Raw genomic sequence first — 19,213 nt, forward strand, 5'->3', positions numbered from 1 at the left:
GGCGCCCCGGCGCGCTTGACGGTGTCGGGCCGGCGGTTCGGCGTGCGGTTGCGCACAGCAATCGGCGCGGGCAACCTGGTCCCGAGGTAAAAGATTCTTCTCACCGAGACCGGTAGCCTCCTATATGCGCCCGCGCCCCGCGCGCGGCGGAAGCCCACGGAGACAGCTTTGGACGCGATCGATCTGAAGATTCTCGCCCTGCTGCAGACCGACGCGACGCTCTCCATCGCGGCGATCGGGGAGCGCGTGGGCCTGTCGCAGACCCCGTGCTGGAAGCGGATCCAGAAGCTGGAGGCCGACGGGGTCATCGACCGGCGGGTGGCGGTGCTCGATCCGGTGAAGCTCGGCCTCGGGCTGACCGTGTTCGTCTCCATCGAGACCGCCGACCATTCCCAGGACTGGCTGCAGCGCTTCGCCGCAACCGTCTCGGCCATGCCGGAGGTGCTGGAGTTCTACCGGATGGCGGGCGACGTGGACTACATGCTGCGGGTCGTCGTCGCCGACATGCAGGCCTATGACAGCTTCTACAAGCACCTCATCGCGGTACTGCCGCTCAAGAACGTCACCTCCCGTTTCGCCATGGAAAAGGTGAAATCCACGACGGCGCTGCCGCTGCCGGCGCCGCCGAAGAACGGGCGCCATCTGCCCGGGACCTCCCCGGTCCTTTCCGTGGTGGGAGAATGATATTCTCTTTTTTCGCAGTGCAGCGAATGTGATGTTCTCGTCTCCGCCCGTTCTGCAAAAAGAACGTTTCTTGATTGACACGGGCCGCGCAGGCCCCGACATGGTCTCGTAATGTCCCGCCAGAACCTCCTTCCGCGCACCGCCCCGTTCGGGGACGGCGAGCGCGCCAGCCTCGATGCGGTGCTCGGCGCCGCGAGCCCCACGCAGCGCGCATGGCTGGCCGGCTTCCTTGCGGGCCTCGACGCCGCCGGTGGCCAGCCCGCCGCTTTGCCGGCCGCGCCGCCCAAGGCCGCCGCGCCGCTGACGGTGATCTACGCGAGCGAATCGGGGAATTCCGAAGCGCTCGCCGGCACCGTCGCGAAGCTCGCGCGGAAGCAGGGCTTCAAGCCGAAGGTGGTGGATTTCGCCGACCTCGACATCGCGACCCTGTCCAAGGCCGGCAAGCTCGTCGCCATCGCGGCCACCTGGGGCGAGGGCGAGCCGCCGGCCCGGGCCGTGCGGGCCTATGGCGAGCTGATGGGGGAGGGCGCCCCGCGCCTCGACGGTGTCGAGTTCGCGGTGCTGGCGCTCGGCGACACCTCCTACGCGGAGTTCTGCGCCATCGGGAAGGCCCTCGACGAACGCTTCGAGGCGCTGGGAGGCAAGCGCGCCGCGGAGCGGGCCGACCTCGACCTCGACTTCGAGAAGCCGGCGGCCGACTGGATCAAGGGCGCGCTCAAAGCGCTCGCCCCGGCGGAGCAGCCCGACAACGTAGTGGCAGTGGACTTCGCCCGCGCCGGCACCGGCGAGGAGGACGACGCCGAGCCGAGCCGCGAGCCCGTGGTGGTCGAGGTCGTCGAGCACGTGAACCTCAATTCCTCGCGCTCCGACAAGGAGACGATCCACCTCGCCCTCGCCTTCGAGGAGGGCGCCCCGGCCTACGAGCCGGGCGATTCGCTGGAAATCTTCCCCGAGAACGACCCGCAGCTCGTGGACGAGATCCTCAACGCTGCCGGGCTCTCGGGTGACGAGGCCCTGCGCAAGGCGCTGCTGGCCGAGCGGGACATCACCACGCTGTCGGCCGCCACGGTCGAGCGTTTCGTTAAGGCCACCGGCCACACGCAGGCGCAGACGCTCATCGACAGCGGCGAGGCCAAGGCCTGGATCGAGGGGCGGCACCTGATCGACCTGCTGGAGACCTATCCGGCCAAGCTCACGGCCGAGCATCTCGGCACCATCACCCGGCCGCTGCCGCCGCGGGCCTACTCGATCGCCTCCTCGCGCAAGGAGGTGGGCGACGAGGTCCACCTCGCCATCGCGGCGGTGCGCTACGAGACCCACGGCCGCGCCCGCTCGGGCGTCGCCTCGGTCCACGTGGCCGACCGGATCCGCGACGGCGCCAAGCTGCGGGTGCGGCTGAAGCCGAACCGCCACTTCCGCCTGCCGCAGGACCCGGCCACCGACATCATCATGGTCGGCCCCGGCACCGGCGTCGCGCCGTTCCGCGCCTTCGTGCAGGAGCGCCGGGCGATCGAGGCCCCCGGGCGGTCGTGGCTGTTCTTCGGCGACCGGCACTTCACCCACGACTTCCTGTACCAGCTCGAGTGGCAGGACGCCCTGGAGGACGGGTCGCTCACGAAGATCGACGTGGCCTTCTCGCGGGACCAGCCGGAAAAGGTCTACGTGCAGGACCGGATCACCCAGCACGCGCAGGAGTTGGTCTCCTGGCTGGATGGGGGCGCCCATCTCTACGTCTGCGGCGATGCCAAGAACATGGCCAAGGACGTGCGGGCCGCGGTGGTGGGCGCGTACCAGACCGTGAAGAACCTGAGCGCCGCCGACGCGGAGACCCAGGTCGCGGCTTTGGAGCGCGGTCACCGCTACCAGCAGGACGTGTACTAACGGACCGGCCTTCCGAGGCCGCAGGATCGAGATTGGAGCGGAGCAGGACGGGGCGCGGGTCCCCTCTCCCGTGCGGGAGAGGGACAGGGTGAGGGATCCAGGTCTTTCCGGAGAGGGCGCATCCCTCTCCCCGACCCTCTCCCGCACGGGAGAGGGGGACCGTCGCGGCTCCCGCCCCTCCCGTGAACCGGCACGCGTTCCGCTCGGCACCCACCCCTGACGCGTGGGGTGGGAGACGCGTTCAGACAGACGGATTCACCCCATGGACGACCACAGCCCCCGCGACGCCGCCGAGACCCCGACCCCGGCCAAGCGCGTCTACGAGACCCCGCCGACCGACCGGCCGATCACCGATGCCGAGGCCGCCCGCGCGGCCCAGCTCGCGGCGAACGAGCACATCAAGATCGCCAGCGGCTACCTCCGCGGCACGCTCGCGGACGGCCTCCTGAAGCACGCCACGGGGGCGATCTCGGAGGATGACGGGCAGCTCGTGAAGTTCCACGGGATGTACCTGCAGGACGACCGCGACCTGCGCCCCGAGCGGACCAAGAAGAAGCTCGACAAGGCCTACAGCTTCATGATCCGCCTGCGCATCGCGGGCGGCGTCATCACCCCGAAGCAGTGGCTGATCCTCGACGACATCGCCCGGACCTACGCGGGCGGGGCGCTGCGGGCGACCACGCGCCAGACCTTCCAGTACCACGGCGTGATCAAGTCGAACCTGAAACGCACGATGGCGGCCATCGACGGCGCGCTCCTCGACACGATCGCGGCCTGCGGCGACGTCAACCGCAACGTCATGGCGGCGACGAACCCGGCCCAGACCGGCGCCCACAAGGCCGCCTACCAGCTCGCCAAGGACATCTCCGACTCGCTGCTGCCCAAGACCAGCGCGTGGCGGGAGATCTGGCTCGACGGCGAGCGCGTGGTCGGCGGCGAGGACGCGACCGAGGTCGAGCCGGTCTACGGCCGGACCTACCTGCCGCGGAAGTTCAAGACGGTCGTGGCGGTGCCGCCCTCCAACGAGGTCGACATCTTCGCCCACGACCTCGGCTTCATCGCGATCCTGGACAAGAAGAACCAGGTGACGGGCTGGAACGTGACGGTGGGCGGCGGCATGGGCATGACCCACGGCGAGCCCGACACCTTCCCGCGCACCGCCGACGTGATGGGCTTCGTGAAGCCGGAGGACGCCCTCAAGGTCGCCGAGGCCGTGATGACGGTCCAGCGCGACTGGGGCAACCGCAAGAACCGCAAGAACGCCCGCCTCAAGTACACGATCGAGCGCTACGGGCTCGACGCCTTCCGGGCCGAGGTAGAGAAGCGGATCGGCCAGAAGCTCGGCGCGCCCAAACCCTTCACCTTCACCAACAATGGCGACCGCTACGGCTGGGTCGAGGGCGACGACGGCCGCTATCACCTCACCCTCTACGTGCCCTCGGGCCGGATCAAGGACATCGAGGGCGGGCCGCAATTCCTCTCGGGCCTGCGGCGCATCGCCGAGGTGCACGAGGGCGATTTCCGCCTCACCGGCAACCAGAACGTGATCATCGCCAACGTGCCGGCGGAGAAGCGCGCGGAGATCGACGCGCTCGTCGACGAGTACGGCCTGACCCGGGGCGCGGGCGCGCTGCGGCGCAACTCGCTCGCCTGCGTGGCCCTGCCGACCTGCGGCCTCGCGCTGGCCGAGAGCGAGCGCTACCTGCCGGACCTGATGACGGAGCTGGAGGAGAGCCTAGCGTCCCATGGGCTGGCCGAGGAGGAGATCACGATCCGCTCCACCGGCTGCCCGAACGGCTGTGCCCGGCCGTTCATCTCCGAGATCGGCCTCGTGGGCCGCGGCCCCGAGCGCTACCACCTCTATCTCGGCGCCGCCCATGACGGCTCGCGCCTGAGCAAGCTCTACAAGGAGGACGTCGCGGCCTCCGAGATCCGCAGCACCCTCGATCCGCTGTTTGCCGACTACGCGAAGGGTCGGCAGCCGGGCGAGCATTTCGGCGACTACCTGATCCGCGCCGGCCACGTGGCCCGGACCACCAACGGCCCGGACTTCCACGAGCGGACCGGCGCCCTCAAGCCGGCCGTGCTCGGCTGACGGCAGGCCTCGCGCGTCCGGGACGGGGCTCCCGGACGCGCCGAGATCGCGACACGGCCGCGGATCGCGGGTTCCGGCCCGGCTCCGCCATGACCGGATCCACCATGACCGGATCTGCGCGTCCCGATCCCGAGCCGCCGGAGCGCGGCGGGAGGGATCGGGGACCCGGAGCGGCGTCCCGCCCGCGCACCGGTCCGAACCGCCGCTCCGGCATACCCTGCACCGGCGTCGAAGACCCGGCGGCGATCGCGCCCTCCCTCCCGACGAACCGCAGGCATCGGCGGCAGGCCGTCCTTCGTCCGCTGCGCGACCTCGACGAGAATGAACGTTCATTGACATGAGAATGAACGTTCATTATACAGGTGAGGCCAACAGGAGCGCACGATGGCTCTCACCCTCGAAGGCCGCTGGTCCGATCTCGATGCCGAGCGTTTCGGCGCCCGCGGCCCGGGCGCTCTCGCCCAGCTCCGCGCCGTCTGCACCCCCGCCAACCTGACCTTCGGCGCCGTCCTGGCCCTCGCCTGGCTGGCGCTGATCGGCTGGACCGGGGCCGGCCCGGACGGCTGGCAGGCCCGGATCTGCGCGGACCTGCATCAGGGACCGCAATCCTGCACCGTCGCCAGCCTGGGCAAGGATCAGAGCCGCATCACGCCGGTGGCCGTCGCCGCGCAGCCGGGGCAGTGACCGCCGCAGCGGACGGACTTGCGGAGGCCCGCGTCGGGCCCTCCGCCCGGCGCGAGCACATTCTCGACGCCGCCGAAGCCTGCTTCACGCGCAACGGCTTCCATCGCACCACCATGCAGGACCTCGCCCGCGAGGCCGCGATGAGCCCGGGCAACTTCTACCGCTACTTCGAATCCAAGGAGGCCCTGGTCCTCGGGCTGGTCGAGCGTGAGCGCGAGCGCGGCACGCTCCTGGTCGCCGAGATGGAGGGCAGCAGTGACCCGCGCGGGACGTTGCTGGGCCTCATCGCCCGCTACTTCATGTCGATCACCCGCGAAGCCGCAGCCCTGCGGGTGGAAATCTGGTCGGAATCGACGCGCAATCCGGCCATCGCCGCCATGACGGCGCAGACCGAAGTCGAGAGCCGGGACTGGTTCGTGGCGACCTTGTCGGCGCTCGCCACCGCGCCAGCTTGTGATCCGGCGGCGCTTTACGCCCTCCTCGCGCCTCTGATGAAGGGGATCGTCGTGAGCCGCGCCGCGCTGCCCGATTACGACGTCGCCGGGGCGGTCACCCAGATCCACCAGCTCCTCCATGCCGGGCTCGACGGCCGCCTGCCGTGCCCGGCGGATGCGCGTTCGCTTGCGGGCCGCTGATCCGCGCCCGGCGCGATCGCTGCGTCCGCGCCGGACGACGTGACGGCGCACGGGAGGCCGTCGCTGCCCACGGGGCCGAGGACAGTCTCTTCCGATCGCGCGCCGAAATCGGCGCGCGGTACGCCGGCCGGCTCGCAATCCCCCCTCTTGCGGGCCGGCCGGTCGTGTTCGCTGCTGCCGGCGCCCTCAACCCGCACGCGATTCGGGTTCAACACCGCAACTGTATACACGCACAAGTAGGCACACTGGAGGAGTTTTAATATATCGCCCCGCGATTCGTGCCATTTCAGCCACATTCCCACGACGGATGCGTGTCCCGGCGCTCCAGATGCGCATCGCTGTTGAGATGATCGGGCCGATTCATTCTAGGAGTGCTGCATCGCGCTGGCGCTTCACTCCTGAGAACGATTGCAAACTATGCTTTCTGGGCGGATCGACGAGGTCGATGGCACGCGCCGTCTCCGCGAGTACTTGAGTTTCGCCCATACGGGACTTGCGACGGTCATTCTGGTCCTGTCTTCGACGGCTGTTCACGCGCAGGCGGAGACCGACGAGGTCGCCCTCTCCGAACTCAGCGTGACCGGCACCGGGCCAGCGGCGGAGCGGGCCGGTGGACCGGTCGTCGGCTACCGGGCCACGCGCTCGGCCACCGCCACCCGGACCGACACGCCCCTGCGCGACACGCCGCAATCGGTGCAGGTGGTGCCGCGCGACGTGCTGGTCGACCAGCAGGACATCCGGTTGAGCGACGCGCTGCAGAACGTCAGCAGCGTGCAGCCCGGGGGCACGATCCAGGGCCGGAGCGACACCTTCATCATCCGCGGCTTCAGGACCCAGACCTACGCCATCGATGGCGTCCTCCTGAATCAGGCCGGCAACTTCTCATCGGTGACCCGGGATCTCGCCGACGTGGAGCGGATCGAGGTGCTCAAGGGCCCGGCCTCGGTCCTGTACGGGCGCGGCGATCCGGGCGGCCTGATCAACATCGTCACCCGGCAGCCGACGCTGACGCCGTCCGGCGACATCAACCTGCAGGGCGGCAGCTTCGGCTTCCGGCGGGTGCAGGGCTCGGTCTCGAGCGCGATCGAGGGCGTGGAGGGCTTGTCCGGGCGGCTCAGCTTCGCCGCCCAGTCGGACCCGACCTTCCGCAACTTCTACGGCCGGGACAATGCGCGGACCTTCGTGGCCCCGGCCTTCGCGTGGACTCCGACACCGGACACGCGCGTCACGTTCCTCGGCGAGTTCACCCGGGTCGACAACCAGTACGACGAGGGCCTCGTCGCCCGGAACGGCCGCGTGCCCCTGGACAATGTCGCGCGCTACTACGGCGAGCCGTTCTCCCGCTACAACGGCAGCGCCAATTTCGGCCTGCTCAAGGTCGAGCACGACCTCAATGCCAACATCACCCTGCGCGAGGTGCTCAACGCGCAGTGGGGCGGCTTCGATTTATTGGCCACCCGAGCCATCGGTCTTACCAACCGCAACACCCAGGTGACCCGGCGGGAGACTGCGGTCTACTCGACCTACGCGGCCGTCGACAGCCAGACCGAGATGGTGGCGAAGTTCGACCTCCTCGGCTTCCGGCACACGGTGCTCACCGGGGTCGAGTACACGAACGGCTACCGGCGCGCTTACCAGACGCAGAGCACGAACTTCCCGTCGGTCAGCTTCCTCAACCCGGTCCCGGGATCCCCGATCGTCGGCCTCCAGTTCCAGTCCGATCTGAAGCAGAAGAACGCGCTGACCGGCCTCTACGTGCAGGACCAGATCGATCTCGGTCTCGGCCTGCAGATGCTGGTCGGTGTCCGCTACGATACGGGCACCCAGTACTATTTCAGCCGCGTCCCGACCTCGCGCACCATCCCGCCCGAGCAGCAATTGTCCGGCACCTCGCCGCGGGTCGGCCTGATCTACCGGCCGGTGGAGCCGCTGACGCTCTATGCGAGCTACGCGACCTCGTTCAAGCCGCAGACGGACAACGTCTACAACGCCGTCAATCCGCGTCCCGAGACCGGCGAGCTCTACGAGGTCGGAAGCCGGCTCGATCTCAACCCGGACCTGACCCTGTCGACGGCAGCCTTCCGCATCATCCGCAACAACGTCTCGGCCGCCGACCCGGTCAACACGGGCTTCTCGGTGATCACCGGGCAGCAGCGCTCCCAAGGCGTGGAGGCCGACCTCGCCGGACAGGTCTTGCCCGGCTGGAAGGTCATCGGCGGCATCAGCGTCCTCGACGCGCGGATCACGAAGGACACCACCTTCGCGGTGGGCAACCGGCTGGTCGGGGCGCCGGCCTTCAGCGGCAGCATCTGGTCCACCTACCAGTTCCAGGAAGGCTTCCTGCTCGGCTGGAACGTCGGGGCCGGGATCACCTATGTCGGGCGCCGCGCCGGCGACCTGAACAACAGCTACTCGGTGGGCGGCTACGCCCGGCTCGACGCGGCCGTGTTCTACGACCTCAGCGAGCACGCCCGGTTCTCGATCAATGCCCGGAACCTGACCGACCGCCGCTACATCGAGCAGCCGTTCAACCAGTTCAACAACCTCCCCGGCGCGCCGCTCTCCGTGCTGGCGACGATCACCGCCCGGCTCTGAGCCGGGCCGCCGCCTCGCGAAGGCGGCGGCCTCGTCGCGTCAGCGGTGGCTCGCGTCGCCGTCATGCACGCGCGGAGCGCGGCAATCCGGGACAGCGCCCCGCCGATCGGCCGCGCGCTGCCCTGATCCCTCCTCGCCGCACGCAGAACGCCGGGGGCGGCCGAAGGCCATGCCGGCACCGTCTCAGGGGCTCACCGCACGGACGGCCACCGCGGGCGCCTCGGGCTCGGCGGCCCTGCGCCGGGCACCGGCGCGGCGGCGCAGGACGTAGAGGGTCAGGCCGGTGGCCGCGAAACCCGGCATGGCCAGCGCCGCGAGGCAGAACAGCAGAGCGACGAGATCGCCGAAGAAGCGGCCGCGATGCACCTCCAGGATGTTGTCCAGGAGACGCCGGCCCAGCGGCGCATCGGTGGCGCGCTCGGCGGCCAGCAGGGCGCCCGTGAGGGGATCGTAGCGCTCCTCGTTGCGGGCGCTCGGCGCATCGACGCCCTTGGGCAGCCAGCGGATCCGGATCGCCTTCGTGTCGGCCCCCGGCAGGGTCAGGACCGCTGTCCCGGCGGCGTCACCGGTCCGCGCGCGGAAATCCGCCCAGGCGCGGTCGACGGCCGCGCCGCCATCGGCCCCGGCATCGACTGGGCGTCCGGCAGCCTTGCTCCCGGCCGGTCGCGCAGGCTTCGCCGCGTCCGGAGCGCCCGCGAGCAGCCGCGTGGCGCCGTCCTTGAACGACGGGTAGGACCATGTCAGGCCGCTGAGCGCGATGACCAGGTAGACGGGCAGCAGCCACGTCCCGACCACGGCGTGCAGCGACCACCAGCGCGGCCGACCGGGGCGCGACAGGGCCGGCTTCAGCCAGATCCGCCAGCGATGGATCCTGGGCCAGCGCAGGTAGAGACCCGTCCCGAGGAAAGCCAGCAGCGCCAGGGTGCAGGCGCCCGTGATCGTGCGGCCCCAGCCCTTGGACCCGCCGGGGAGCAGCAGCCAGCGGTGCAGGTCCCGCACCGTGGTGAAGGCCCCCTCCAGCCGCACCGGGCCCAGCAGGGTGCCGTCGTAGGGATCGGCATAGGCGGCGGGCGGCCGCGCGCGGGTCTCGGGATCGCGGGCGAAGCGGACATGGACGCTGGCGCGCGGATCGTCCGACAGGGTCAGCACGTTGGCGATACGCCCCCCCGCCTGCGCGTCGATCCGCGCCGCGAGGGTCGCGGGAGACAGCGCCGTCCGCGCGCCGGGCGTGACCTCCAGCCGGTCGCGGTTGGCGAAGGCGGTCAGCGCCTCCTCGTAGCTCATCAGCGCCCCGGTCAGGCCCATCAGGGCGAGGACGAGGCCGGCGGTGAGGCCAAGCGCCCAGTGCAGGCGGAAGAGCAGGGTCCGGAGGGAGGGAATCGGCAGCGTCATGGCAATGCCGGCTGCCTAGCAGAACGCGGCCACGCTGACGACGCCGCAGGGCGCATGCCCCCCGGCCGCCCTCAGGTGATCGGCGCCGGGTTGAACAGGGTCAGATCATTGAACAGCCCCCACCGGTCGGACCAGGGGCGCTTGCGCCCGCTCGCCACGTCGAGGATCAGGTGGAACAGCTCCCAGCCGACCTCCTCGATCGTGGCCGCGCCGGTGGCGATGCGGCCGGCATCCAGGTCGATCAGATCGGACCAGCGCTCGGCGAGTTCCGTCCGGGTCGCGACCTTGATCACCGGGGCCTGGCTGAGCCCGTAGGGCGTGCCGCGCCCGGTGGAGAAGACCTGGACGGTCATCCCCGAGGCGAGCTGCAGCGTGCCGCAGACGAAGTCGCTCGCCGGGGTCGCGGCGAAGATCAGGCCCTTCTCGCGGACGCGCTCCCCCGGCGCCAGGACCCCGGAGATCGCGCTCGTGCCGGATTTGGCGACCGAGCCCAAAGCCTTCTCGACGATGTTGTTGAGGCCGCCCTTCTTGTTGCCCGGCGACGGGTTGGCCCGCCGGTCGGCCTCGCCCTTGGCGAGGTAGGCGTCGTACCACGCCATCTCGCGGATCAGCGCCTCGGCGACCTCCGGCGTCTTGGCGCGCGGGGTCAGAAGGTGGATCGCGTCGCGCACCTCGGTCACCTCCGAGAACATCACGGTGGCGCCGCAGCGCACCAGCAGGTCGGCGGCGAAGCCGAGCGCCGGGTTGGCGGTCACCCCCGAGAAGGCGTCGCTGCCGCCGCATTGCAGGCCGACCACGAGGTCCGAGGCCGGGCAGGTCTCGCGGGTCCGGCGGTTCAGCTCCGCGAGGCGCGCCTCGGCCATCGCCAGGATGCTGTCGATCATGGCCGAGAAGCCGTGATGGCGCTCGTCCTGAAGCCGCACCACCCCGTCGCCGGCGGCGCCGTTGTCGGGCAGGAGGCGCTCCGAGACGAGCTTCTCGCAGCCGAGGCCGACGACCATGACCGCGCCGCCGAAATTCGGGTTCTGCGCGAGGCTCTGGAGCGTCCGGATCGGCACCACCGCCTCGGGGGCGTTGATGGCGACGCCGCAGCCATAGGCGTGGGTCAGGCCGACCACGTCGTCGACGTTGGGGTAGCGCGGCAGCAGCTCCTGCTTGATCCGCCGGATCGCCACATCGAGGGTGCCGGCGACGCATTGCACGCTGATCGAGATCGCCAGGATGTTCTTGGTGCCCACCGACCCGTCCGGGTTGCGGTAGCCCTCGAAGGTGTAGCCTTCCAGCGGGGGCAGGGGGGCCGGCACGCGGGTGGCCATCTCCAGGGCGTCGAGGGCGGGGGCGACCGGCGTCGCGACGCGGGATTCCTCGACCCAGGCGCCCCGCGGGATCGCCTGCGTGGCGAGACCCACCACCTCGCCGTAGCGGCGGACCGCCCCGCCCTCCGGGATGTCGGTGAGGGCGACCTTGTGGCCCTGCGGCACGAACTCGACGAGTTCCAGCCCGTCCGGGAAGACCGTGCCGGCCGGCAGCCCGAAGGCGTTGACCACGATGGCGACGTTGTCGTCGGGGCTCAGGCGGATCGTGCGCGGCACGTCGCCGGCGGCGGGCGGGCGGGTCGGGGCTTCGATCTCGGCCTGCATCGGAGGCTCCTTCCGTGACGCGCCCGTCCGGGCTTCTGGCGTGATCAGGCGGCGTCGCCGACGGCGTGGTTCGCCAGGGACTCGAGCGCCCTCACCATCGCCGAATGGTCCCAGGCCGCGCCGCCCTGCGCCACGCAGGCCGAGAACAGCTGCTGGGCCAAAGCCGTGGCGGGCAGGCTGAGGCCCAGCGTCCGGGCCCCATCAAGGGCGAGGTTGAGGTCCTTCTGGTGCAGGCCGATGCGGAAGCCGGGATCGAAGGTCCGCTCGATCATCCGCGCGCCGTGCAGCTCCAGGATGCGCGAGGTGGCCAGCCCGCCGGTGATCGCCTGCCGCACCTTGGCAGGGTCGGCGCCGGCCTTCGAGGCGAAGAGCAACCCCTCGGCCACCGCCTCGATCGTCAGGGCGACGATGATCTGGTTGGCCACCTTGGCGACCTGGCCTGCGCCGACCGGGCCGACATGGGTGACCGTCTTGCCCATCGCGGCGAACAGGGGCTCGGCGCGCGCGAAGGTCTCCGGCTCGCCGCCGACCATGATCGAGAGCGCGGCGTTCTTGGCCCCGACCTCGCCGCCGGAGACCGGCGCGTCGAGATAGGCGCCGCCCCGCTCGGCGATCCGGGCGGCGAAATCCTTGGTGGCCAGCGGCGCGATCGAGCTCATGTCGATCACGGTCTTGCCGGGGGACACGCCTTCGGCGACGCCGTCGGTGCCGAACAGGACCTGCTCCACGTCCGGGGTGTCGGGCAGCATCAGGATGATCGTGTCGGCGCGCTCGGCCACCGCGGCCGCCGTGGCGCAGGCGGTGCCGCCCGCGGCAAGCAGCGCTTCGGGCACGCTGCGCCGGGTCTTGAGGAACAGGCTGTGGCCCGCCGCGATCAGGTGTCCGGCCATGGGCGCGCCCATGATGCCGAGGCCGATGAATCCGATGTTCATGCGTGTCGATCCCGGTTGCGGTGTTCAGGCGCGGAAGCGGGCGGCCAGCGCCTCGGAGCCGCGGGCGAGCAGCCCCATGTCGGAGCCCACCGCGGTAAAGCGGGTGCCGGCGGCGATGTAGCGGCGGGCCAGCTCCTCGCTCGGCGTGAGGATGCCGGCATGCTTGCCGGCCCGGACGATCCGCGCGACCGCCGCCTCGATGGTGGCGACCACCTCCGGGTGGCCCTGCTGGCCGACATGGCCGAGGCTGGTGGAGAGGTCGCCGGGCCCGATGAACACGCCGTCCACGCCCTCGACGGCGGCGATCGCGTCCAGATTGTCGAGGGCGCGACGGGACTCGACCTGCACCGCCACGAAGATCTCGGCCTCGCAGCGGGTGTGGTAGTCCTTGATCCGGCCGAACCGGGCGGCGCGGGGCGCCTGCGAGAAGCCGCGGATGCCGCGGGGCGCGTAGCGCGTCGCCGCGACCACCCGGGCGGCCTGCTCGGCATCGTCGATGTTGGGGATCATCAGCGACTGCGCGCCGGCATCGAGGATGCGCTTGATGGTGATCGGGTCGTCGCTCGGCACCCGCACCATCGGGTGCGTGTCGCCCTCCATCATGGCCTGGAGCTGGGCGTAGATGTCCCGGAGGTCGTTGGCCGAGTGCTCCATGTCGAGGAGCAGCCAGTCGAACCCGGCCCCGGCGACCACCTCGGTGGAGATCGGGCTCGCGAGGCTGCACCACAGGCCGATCTGCTGGCGCCCCTCGGCGAGGGCCGCCTTGAAGCGGTTGGTGAGGCTGTCCATCACGATCCTCCCTGGGCGCGCACGCGTCGCGGCGTCTGCGCGCCGTCCGCCCCATCACGCGCAGCCTTCCGGTGCCAGGTCAAAGCCAAACACTGGATCGATCGATGCCGAACATGCATCAATCGGAGGCCCCGTCAGGGTGGGGGCATCTCGGCCAGGATCGAGACCAGCCGGGCGATGAGCGGGGCGTCCGCATCGCGCCGCCACGCGAGGAGGAGTTCCACCGGGCGCGGGGCGGGCAGGGCGAGCGGCCGGAACACCACGCCCTCGAAGCGCAGGCGCTCGGCGGCGGCCGGCACCAGGGCGATGCCGAGCGCCGCCCGGACGAGGGCCAGGATCGAGTGGATCTGCGTCAGCTGCTGGACCATCGGGGGCTGGATCTCGGCCTCGGCGAGCAGGCCGAGGACGAGGTCGTGGAAGTAGCGCGCCTCGTTGGGCGCGTAGCCGATGAGCGGCTCGCGCCCGAGATCGGCGGGGGTGAGCCCGTCGCGCAGGGCCAGGGGGTTCCCGGCCGGCAGGGCCACCACGAGGGGCTCGGCCAGCGCCCGGACGGCGATCAGGTCCGGATGCGTCACCGGCGGCCGCACCAGCGCGGCGTCGATCCGGCCGGCGAGGAGTTCCTCGATCTGATCCTTGCTGACCATCTCGCGCAACGCGAGCGTCACGTCCGGCAGCGCCCGCCGCAACGCGGTGACGAGGCGCGGCAGGAAGTCGTAGGCCGAGGCCGCCGTGAAGCCGAACTTGAGGACGCCCGCGCGCCCCGCCGCCACCTGCCGGGTGACGTGGGTCGCGGTCTCGGCCAGCCGCAGGATGCGCTGCGCCTCGGGCAGGAAGCTGCGGCCGGCGGCGGTCAGCCGGACGGTGCGGCTGGTGCGCTCCAGGAGCTGCACGTCGAGGACGCGCTCCAGAACCTGGATCTGCCGCGACAGCGGCGGCTGCGTCATGTTCAGCCGGGCGGCCGCGCGCCCGAAATGCAGCTCCTCCGCCACGGCGGCGAAGCACCGGAGCTGGCTGAAATCGAACATGAAGGCTCCCTCTTCCGGACCGCGGCGCAGTCGGGCGGGAGCATAAGGCCGTCGCGGCGGCTGCGTTGAGAGGGCCGCCCTCATCCAATTAGCTGAGGCGGCGGCCTCCGGCCCCGACCGGCCTACGGGGTCACCTCGTGCCCGGCATAGTCGATCCGGCCGTCCGGCCCCTTGGTCCACGCGTAGATGACGTAGTCGGGCCGGGTGAGGTCGCCCTTCCTGTCGTAGGCGATCGGCCCGACCACCGTGTCCACCGGCTTGCCCTGGTGCAGCCAGTCGGCGAGCGCCTTCCCGTCGCTGGAGCCCGTCTCGGCCATCGCCTTGGCCAGGACCTGCACGGCCGCGTAGGCGTAGAGCGTATAGGCCTCGGGATCGATGCCCCGGGCGTTGAAGGCCGCCACCACGCCCTTGGCGTTCGGGTTCTTGCGGGCATCCGGCGCGAAGGTCATCAGGGTCCCGGCCGCGCCCGGACCGGCGATCTGGACGAATTCCTTGTCGGGGATGGCGTCGCCGCTCATCATGCGGGCGGCGAGGCCCTGATCGCGCATCTGCCGGATGATCAGCCCGGCCTCGGTGTGCACGCCGCCGAAATAGACGACGTCGACATTGGCCGACTTCATCTTGGAGACGAGGGCCGCGTAGTCCTTCTCGCCCGGGTTGATGCCCTCGTACAGCACCTCCTTGCCGCCCTTGGCCCTGAACGCCTTCAGCGTCTCGTCGGCCAGCCCCTTGCCGTAGGGCGTCTTGTCGTGGACGAAGGCGATCTTCTGGCCCGGGAAGTGCGCGGCCAGATAGCTGCCCGCCACCGCGCCCTGCTGGTCGTCGCGGCTGCAGGTGCGGAACGTGTTCCACATCCCGCGCTCGGTGAACTTCACGCTCGTGGAGGCCGGCGTGATCTGGATGATGCCGGCGTCGAGGTAGACGTCCGAGGCCGGGATCGTGACGCCGGAATTGTAGTCGCCGACGACCATCTTCACGCCGTCGCTGGCGAACTTGTTGGCCACCGAGACGCCCTGCTTCGGGTCGGAGGCGTCGTCGCCGACCGTGACCGTCAGCGTCCTCCCCTTCAGCGTGCCCGCCTTGTTGAGGTCTTCGACCGCCTGGCTCACGCCGTTCCGGATCTGGGCGCCGAAGGCCGCGTTCGGCCCGGTCATGGGCGCGGCGACGCCGATCTTCACCGGCGCGCCGCCCTCCTGCCCCTGCGCCGCGGTCATGAACAGCAGCCCGGCCAGGCCGGCCCTCAGTAATTGCGTCATCGTTCCCCCAGATGCGGCCGGTCAGATCGCCGACGAACGCTGAGTTCGGACAGATCAACGTGCATCGCCGCGCGTCGAGTCGCAGATCATCCAGACCGATCCTGTCGCTCACCTTGCGCAGGGTCAAGTTTTCCGGGGCGGGCCCGGATGGTCCCGGGCCGGGCCCGCCGCGGGGCCGGCGGACGGGCCCTCACGGAGCCGTGCGGTGGCCGTGCGGGCGGCCGGGTCGGGATGGCGTCAATGATGCATCGGGCCGGCGCATCCGCAGCAAACCGTCGTGACCGATGGCCGCCTCCCATCCCCGCCGCGCCCCCGTCCCCCGCCGTCCGAGACCGCGTCCGGGACGCGGCTGATGGGGCCGCGCGTGGACGAGGATCGTGCCGAGGATCGTGACGACTCCCGGGACGCGTCGGTGGGCTGGGCCGAGCGCCGCCGGATCGCCGAGCAGGGCCGGGGCGACCGGGCGTGGTCGCTCTGGGGGCCTTATCTCAGCGAGCGGCAATGGGGGACCGTGCGGGAGGATTACAGCCCCTGCGGCAACGCCTGGGCCGCCCTGACGCACGAGGACGCCCGCTCGCGCGCCTATCGCTGGGGCGAGGACGGGCTGGCGGGGATCTGCGACGAGCGCGGCAGCCTCTGCCTGGCCCTTGCCCTCTGGAACGGGCGCGACCGCATCCTCAAGGAGCGGCTGTTCGGCCTGACCAACCAGGAGGGCAACCACGGCGAGGACGTGAAGGAGGTCTACCACTACCTCGACGCGGTCCCGAGCCACGCCTACCTGAAGATGCTCTACCGCTATCCGCAGGCGGCCTTCCCGTACGAGGACATCGTCGGCGAGAACATGCGGCGCGGGCGGGAGCAGCCCGAATACGAGATCGAGGAGACGGGCCTCTTCGACGGGAACCGGTTCTTCGACGTCACGGTGGAATACGCCAAGGCCGACGCCGACGACATCCACGCGGTGATCACCGCGCTGAACCGGGGGCCCGAGGCCGCCGACCTCCACCTCGTCCCGCAGCTCTGGTTCCGCAACACGTGGTCCTGGCAGGCCGGGCAGGCGCGCCCGCGGATCGCCTGCGCCCCCGACGGGGGCGTGATCTGCACGCATGACCGGCTCGGGCCGTACCGGCTCGCCTTCGACGGGATGCCGGACCTCCTGTTCTGCGAGAACGACACCAACCTGCGGCGGCACGGCGGGCAGCCGGACGCCGCCGGGCCGTTCAAGGACGGGCTCCACGCGGCGATCGTCGGCGGCGATCCCGCTTCGGTGCGCCGGGACGCGGGCACCAAGCTCGGCCTCCACTACGCGCTGCGGCTGGCGCCCGGGGAAACCGCCCGGATCCGCCTGCGGCTGTCGGCGGGCACGCGCCCCCGGGTGGTCGATGACGGGTCGCTGGTCCGCCGCCGGGTGGCCGAGGCGGACGCGTTCTATGAGGAATTGCAGGACGGCATCGCGAGCCCGGATTCCCGCGCCATCTTCCGCCAGGCCGCCGCCGGCCTGATCTGGTCGAAGCAGCTCTACAGCTACGACGTGCGGCGCTGGCTGGAGGGCGACCCGCTCCAGCCGCCGCCGCCGCGGGGGCGCGCGGGCGGCCGCAACGGCCAGTGGCGCCACTTCGCGGCGGCCGACGTGCTGTCGATGCCCGACACCTGGGAATATCCCTGGTTCGCCGCCTGGGACCTCGCCTTCCACTGCCTGCCGCTCGCCCTGCTGGACCCGGACTTCGCCAAGAAGCAGCTCCTGCTGCTCACCCGCGAATGGTACATGCACCCGAACGGCCAGCTCCCGGCCTACGAGTGGGAGTTCGGCGACGCCAACCCGCCGGTCCATGCCTGGGCCACCTACCGGGTGTTCGAGATCGACCGGGACCGGCGGGGCGGGCGCGGCGACCTCGCCTTCCTGGAAGGCGTGTTCCACAAGCTCCTGATCAACTTCTCCTGGTGGGTGAACCGCAAGGACGCGCAGGGCCGCAACGTGTTCCAGGGGGGCTTCCTGGGGCTCGACAATGTCGGCGTGTTCGACCGCTCGCGCCCGCCCCCGGGCTTCGGGGTGGTGCACCAAGCCGACGGCACCGCCTGGATGGCGATGTACGCGCTCAACATGATGCGCATCGCCCTGGAGCTTGCCCTCCACAACGACGTCTACGAGAGCACCGCGTCCAAGTTTTTCGAGCACTTCCTGCTCATCGCCGAGGCCATGACCGACATGGGCGGCGAAGGCGGCGGCGACGGCTTCGGCCTGTGGGACGAGGCCGACGAATTCTACTACGACGAGGTCGACATCCCCGGCGGCGGGATGCTGCCGCTGCGGGTCCGCTCCATGGTCGGGCTGGTCCCGCTCTTCGCCGTGGAGGTGATCGAGCCCTCCGTGCTCCACCGGCTGCCGGACTTCGCCCGGCGCCTGAACTGGGTTCTGGAGAACCGGCCCCATCTCGCCCAGCTGGTCTCCCGCTGGACCGAGGGCGGCGTGAAGGACCGCAAGCTGCTGTCGCTGCTGCGCGGGCACCGGATGAAGGCCCTGCTGCGCCGCATGCTCGACGAGGCCGAGTTTCTCTCGCCCTACGGCATACGCTCGCTGTCGAAGGTCCACCGCGACGCGCCCTACGTGCTCAACGAGCTGGGCGCCTCCTTCACGGTCCGGTACGACCCAGCCGATTCCACCTCGAACATGTTCGGCGGCAATTCGAACTGGCGCGGGCCTGTCTGGATGCCGATGAACTTCCTGATCGTCGAGGCGCTACGGCGCTTCCATACCTATTACGGCGACGACTTCCGGGTGGAGTATCCGACGGGCTCGGGCGCGATGCTGACGCTCAGCGCCATCGCGGACGCCCTCGAGGACCGGCTGATCGCCCTGTTCGCCAGGGACGAGACCGGCCGGCGGCCCGCCCTCGGGCCCCGCGAGCCGATCGCCCCGGCGCCCAGCGCCGAGGAGCCGCTGCTGTTTCACGAATTCTTCGATGGCGACACCGGCAGGGGGCTCGGCGCCGCGCATCAGACCGGCTGGACGGCGCTGATCATCAACCTGCTGCACGACCGGGCTCGCGCCCGATAGGCGCGCCCGGTCGAGCGGGGTCCGGCGATCCGGTCAGCAGCTCAGACGGCGGCCCTCGCGACGCCCGAACACCCGGTAATGGGCGGCGCCCGATTCCATCTGGCCGTTGGCCACGGCGCGGCGGACGTCCGGATTGCAGCGCAGGTATTCCCGTTCATCGAACCCGTAATTGGCGCGTCCCCGATAATCGTCCCGATCGCGGTAGCCGCGGTCGCGGTCGCGGTAATCGTAGTCGCCGCGATCACGGTAACCGCGACCGCCGTAATCGTCGTAATCGGGGCGCGGCTGTGCCGAGACCGGGCCGACGACGCCCAAGATTCCGAGGCTCACCGCGGCCGCTGCCAGAAACGCCTTCATTGTACCAATCTCCCTTTCGGTGCCTTGAAACGCACAGCGCCACGGATGGTTCGATCGTCCCGGACGTAGCGGCGCGCGGCGCTGTCCGGGAGGACCGCCGGGCCTGCGGATCGGGCGAGGATCCGGATCCTGCCGGGCGCGGCATCGCGGGCCGGCTCCGGATCCCGGACTATCGACGTCGGCGGGGGCAGGG

The 19,213-nt window shown here is 70.8% G+C and carries 14 protein-coding genes; 7 read left to right on the top strand and 7 right to left on the bottom strand.

Annotated features, from left to right (window positions below; translation table 11 throughout):
• Nucleotides 1-168: 168 nt before the first annotated feature.
• The 6 genes from PQI07_RS22910 (at nucleotide 169) to PQI07_RS22935 (ending at nucleotide 8,574) form a co-directional block, all read left to right on the top strand.
• Entirely contained in the window at nucleotides 169-684 is a 516-nt protein-coding gene (locus tag PQI07_RS22910) for an Lrp/AsnC family transcriptional regulator (protein WP_043351854.1), read from the top strand.
• 111 nt (nucleotides 685-795) lie between these two features.
• A complete protein-coding gene (locus PQI07_RS22915; RefSeq protein ID WP_274927492.1) occupies nucleotides 796-2,565 on the top strand; it encodes a diflavin oxidoreductase in 1,770 nt (589 codons plus the stop codon).
• Nucleotides 2,566-2,827: 262 nt separating this feature from the next.
• Nucleotides 2,828-4,660: an NADPH-dependent assimilatory sulfite reductase hemoprotein subunit gene (locus PQI07_RS22920; protein WP_274927493.1), complete on the top strand. Its 1,833-nt coding sequence runs from the start codon at nucleotides 2,828-2,830 to the stop codon at nucleotides 4,658-4,660.
• A 384-nt stretch (nucleotides 4,661-5,044) separates the two neighbouring features.
• Nucleotides 5,045-5,344: a hypothetical protein gene (locus tag PQI07_RS22925; RefSeq protein ID WP_043756956.1), complete on the top strand. Its 300-nt coding sequence runs from the start codon at nucleotides 5,045-5,047 to the stop codon at nucleotides 5,342-5,344.
• Nucleotides 5,341-5,979, top strand: coding sequence for a TetR/AcrR family transcriptional regulator (locus PQI07_RS22930; protein ID WP_274927494.1), 639 nt, complete (start codon nucleotides 5,341-5,343; stop codon nucleotides 5,977-5,979). Before PQI07_RS22925 ends, PQI07_RS22930 begins: the two co-directional genes overlap by 4 nt.
• 417 nt (nucleotides 5,980-6,396) lie before the next feature.
• On the top strand, nucleotides 6,397-8,574 hold the full coding sequence (locus PQI07_RS22935; protein ID WP_274927495.1) for a TonB-dependent siderophore receptor: 2,178 nt from the start codon (nucleotides 6,397-6,399) through the stop codon (nucleotides 8,572-8,574).
• Nucleotides 8,575-8,757: 183 nt separating this feature from the next.
• Here PQI07_RS22935 and PQI07_RS22940 read toward each other — a convergent pair whose 3' ends face one another.
• The 6 genes from PQI07_RS22940 to PQI07_RS22965 all read right to left on the bottom strand — a co-directional run bounded on the left by PQI07_RS22940 (nucleotide 8,758) and on the right by PQI07_RS22965 (nucleotide 15,608).
• On the bottom strand, nucleotides 8,758-9,966 hold the full coding sequence (locus PQI07_RS22940) for a PepSY-associated TM helix domain-containing protein (RefSeq protein ID WP_274927496.1): 1,209 nt from the start codon (nucleotides 9,964-9,966) through the stop codon (nucleotides 8,758-8,760).
• Between the two features lie 71 nt (nucleotides 9,967-10,037).
• Nucleotides 10,038-11,606, bottom strand: coding sequence for a galactarate dehydratase (garD, locus tag PQI07_RS22945; RefSeq protein ID WP_053608278.1), 1,569 nt, complete (start codon nucleotides 11,604-11,606; stop codon nucleotides 10,038-10,040).
• A 44-nt stretch (nucleotides 11,607-11,650) separates the two neighbouring features.
• Nucleotides 11,651-12,538 (bottom strand): 2-hydroxy-3-oxopropionate reductase, encoded by an 888-nt coding sequence (locus tag PQI07_RS22950; protein ID WP_053608277.1) that lies wholly within the window; start codon nucleotides 12,536-12,538, stop codon nucleotides 11,651-11,653.
• 24 nt (nucleotides 12,539-12,562) lie between these two features.
• Nucleotides 12,563-13,327: an HpcH/HpaI aldolase family protein gene (locus tag PQI07_RS22955; protein WP_043357688.1), complete on the bottom strand. Its 765-nt coding sequence runs from the start codon at nucleotides 13,325-13,327 to the stop codon at nucleotides 12,563-12,565.
• A gap of 134 nt (nucleotides 13,328-13,461) precedes the next feature.
• The gene (locus PQI07_RS22960; protein WP_043379508.1) at nucleotides 13,462-14,352 is read right to left on the bottom strand and encodes a LysR family transcriptional regulator; all 891 of its coding nucleotides are present in this window, start codon (nucleotides 14,350-14,352) and stop codon (nucleotides 13,462-13,464) included.
• A gap of 122 nt (nucleotides 14,353-14,474) precedes the next feature.
• Nucleotides 14,475-15,608: a branched-chain amino acid ABC transporter substrate-binding protein gene (locus PQI07_RS22965; RefSeq protein ID WP_075380104.1), complete on the bottom strand. Its 1,134-nt coding sequence runs from the start codon at nucleotides 15,606-15,608 to the stop codon at nucleotides 14,475-14,477.
• Nucleotides 15,609-15,960: 352 nt separating this feature from the next.
• Here PQI07_RS22965 and PQI07_RS22970 point away from each other — a divergent pair, with 352 nt between their 5' ends.
• Complete coding sequence (locus PQI07_RS22970; RefSeq protein ID WP_274927497.1) at nucleotides 15,961-18,663, top strand: MGH1-like glycoside hydrolase domain-containing protein; 2,703 nt, start codon at nucleotides 15,961-15,963, stop codon at nucleotides 18,661-18,663.
• A 33-nt stretch (nucleotides 18,664-18,696) separates the two neighbouring features.
• Here the strand turns inward: PQI07_RS22970 and PQI07_RS22975 are convergent, their stop codons facing one another.
• Nucleotides 18,697-19,020 (bottom strand): hypothetical protein, encoded by a 324-nt coding sequence (locus PQI07_RS22975; RefSeq protein ID WP_043356119.1) that lies wholly within the window; start codon nucleotides 19,018-19,020, stop codon nucleotides 18,697-18,699.
• Nucleotides 19,021-19,213 lie beyond the last annotated feature (193 nt).

Origin of the sequence: Methylobacterium sp. 092160098-2 (assembly GCF_028920805.1) — a bacterium.
Taxonomy (GTDB): Bacteria; Pseudomonadota; Alphaproteobacteria; order Rhizobiales; family Beijerinckiaceae; genus Methylobacterium; species Methylobacterium fujisawaense.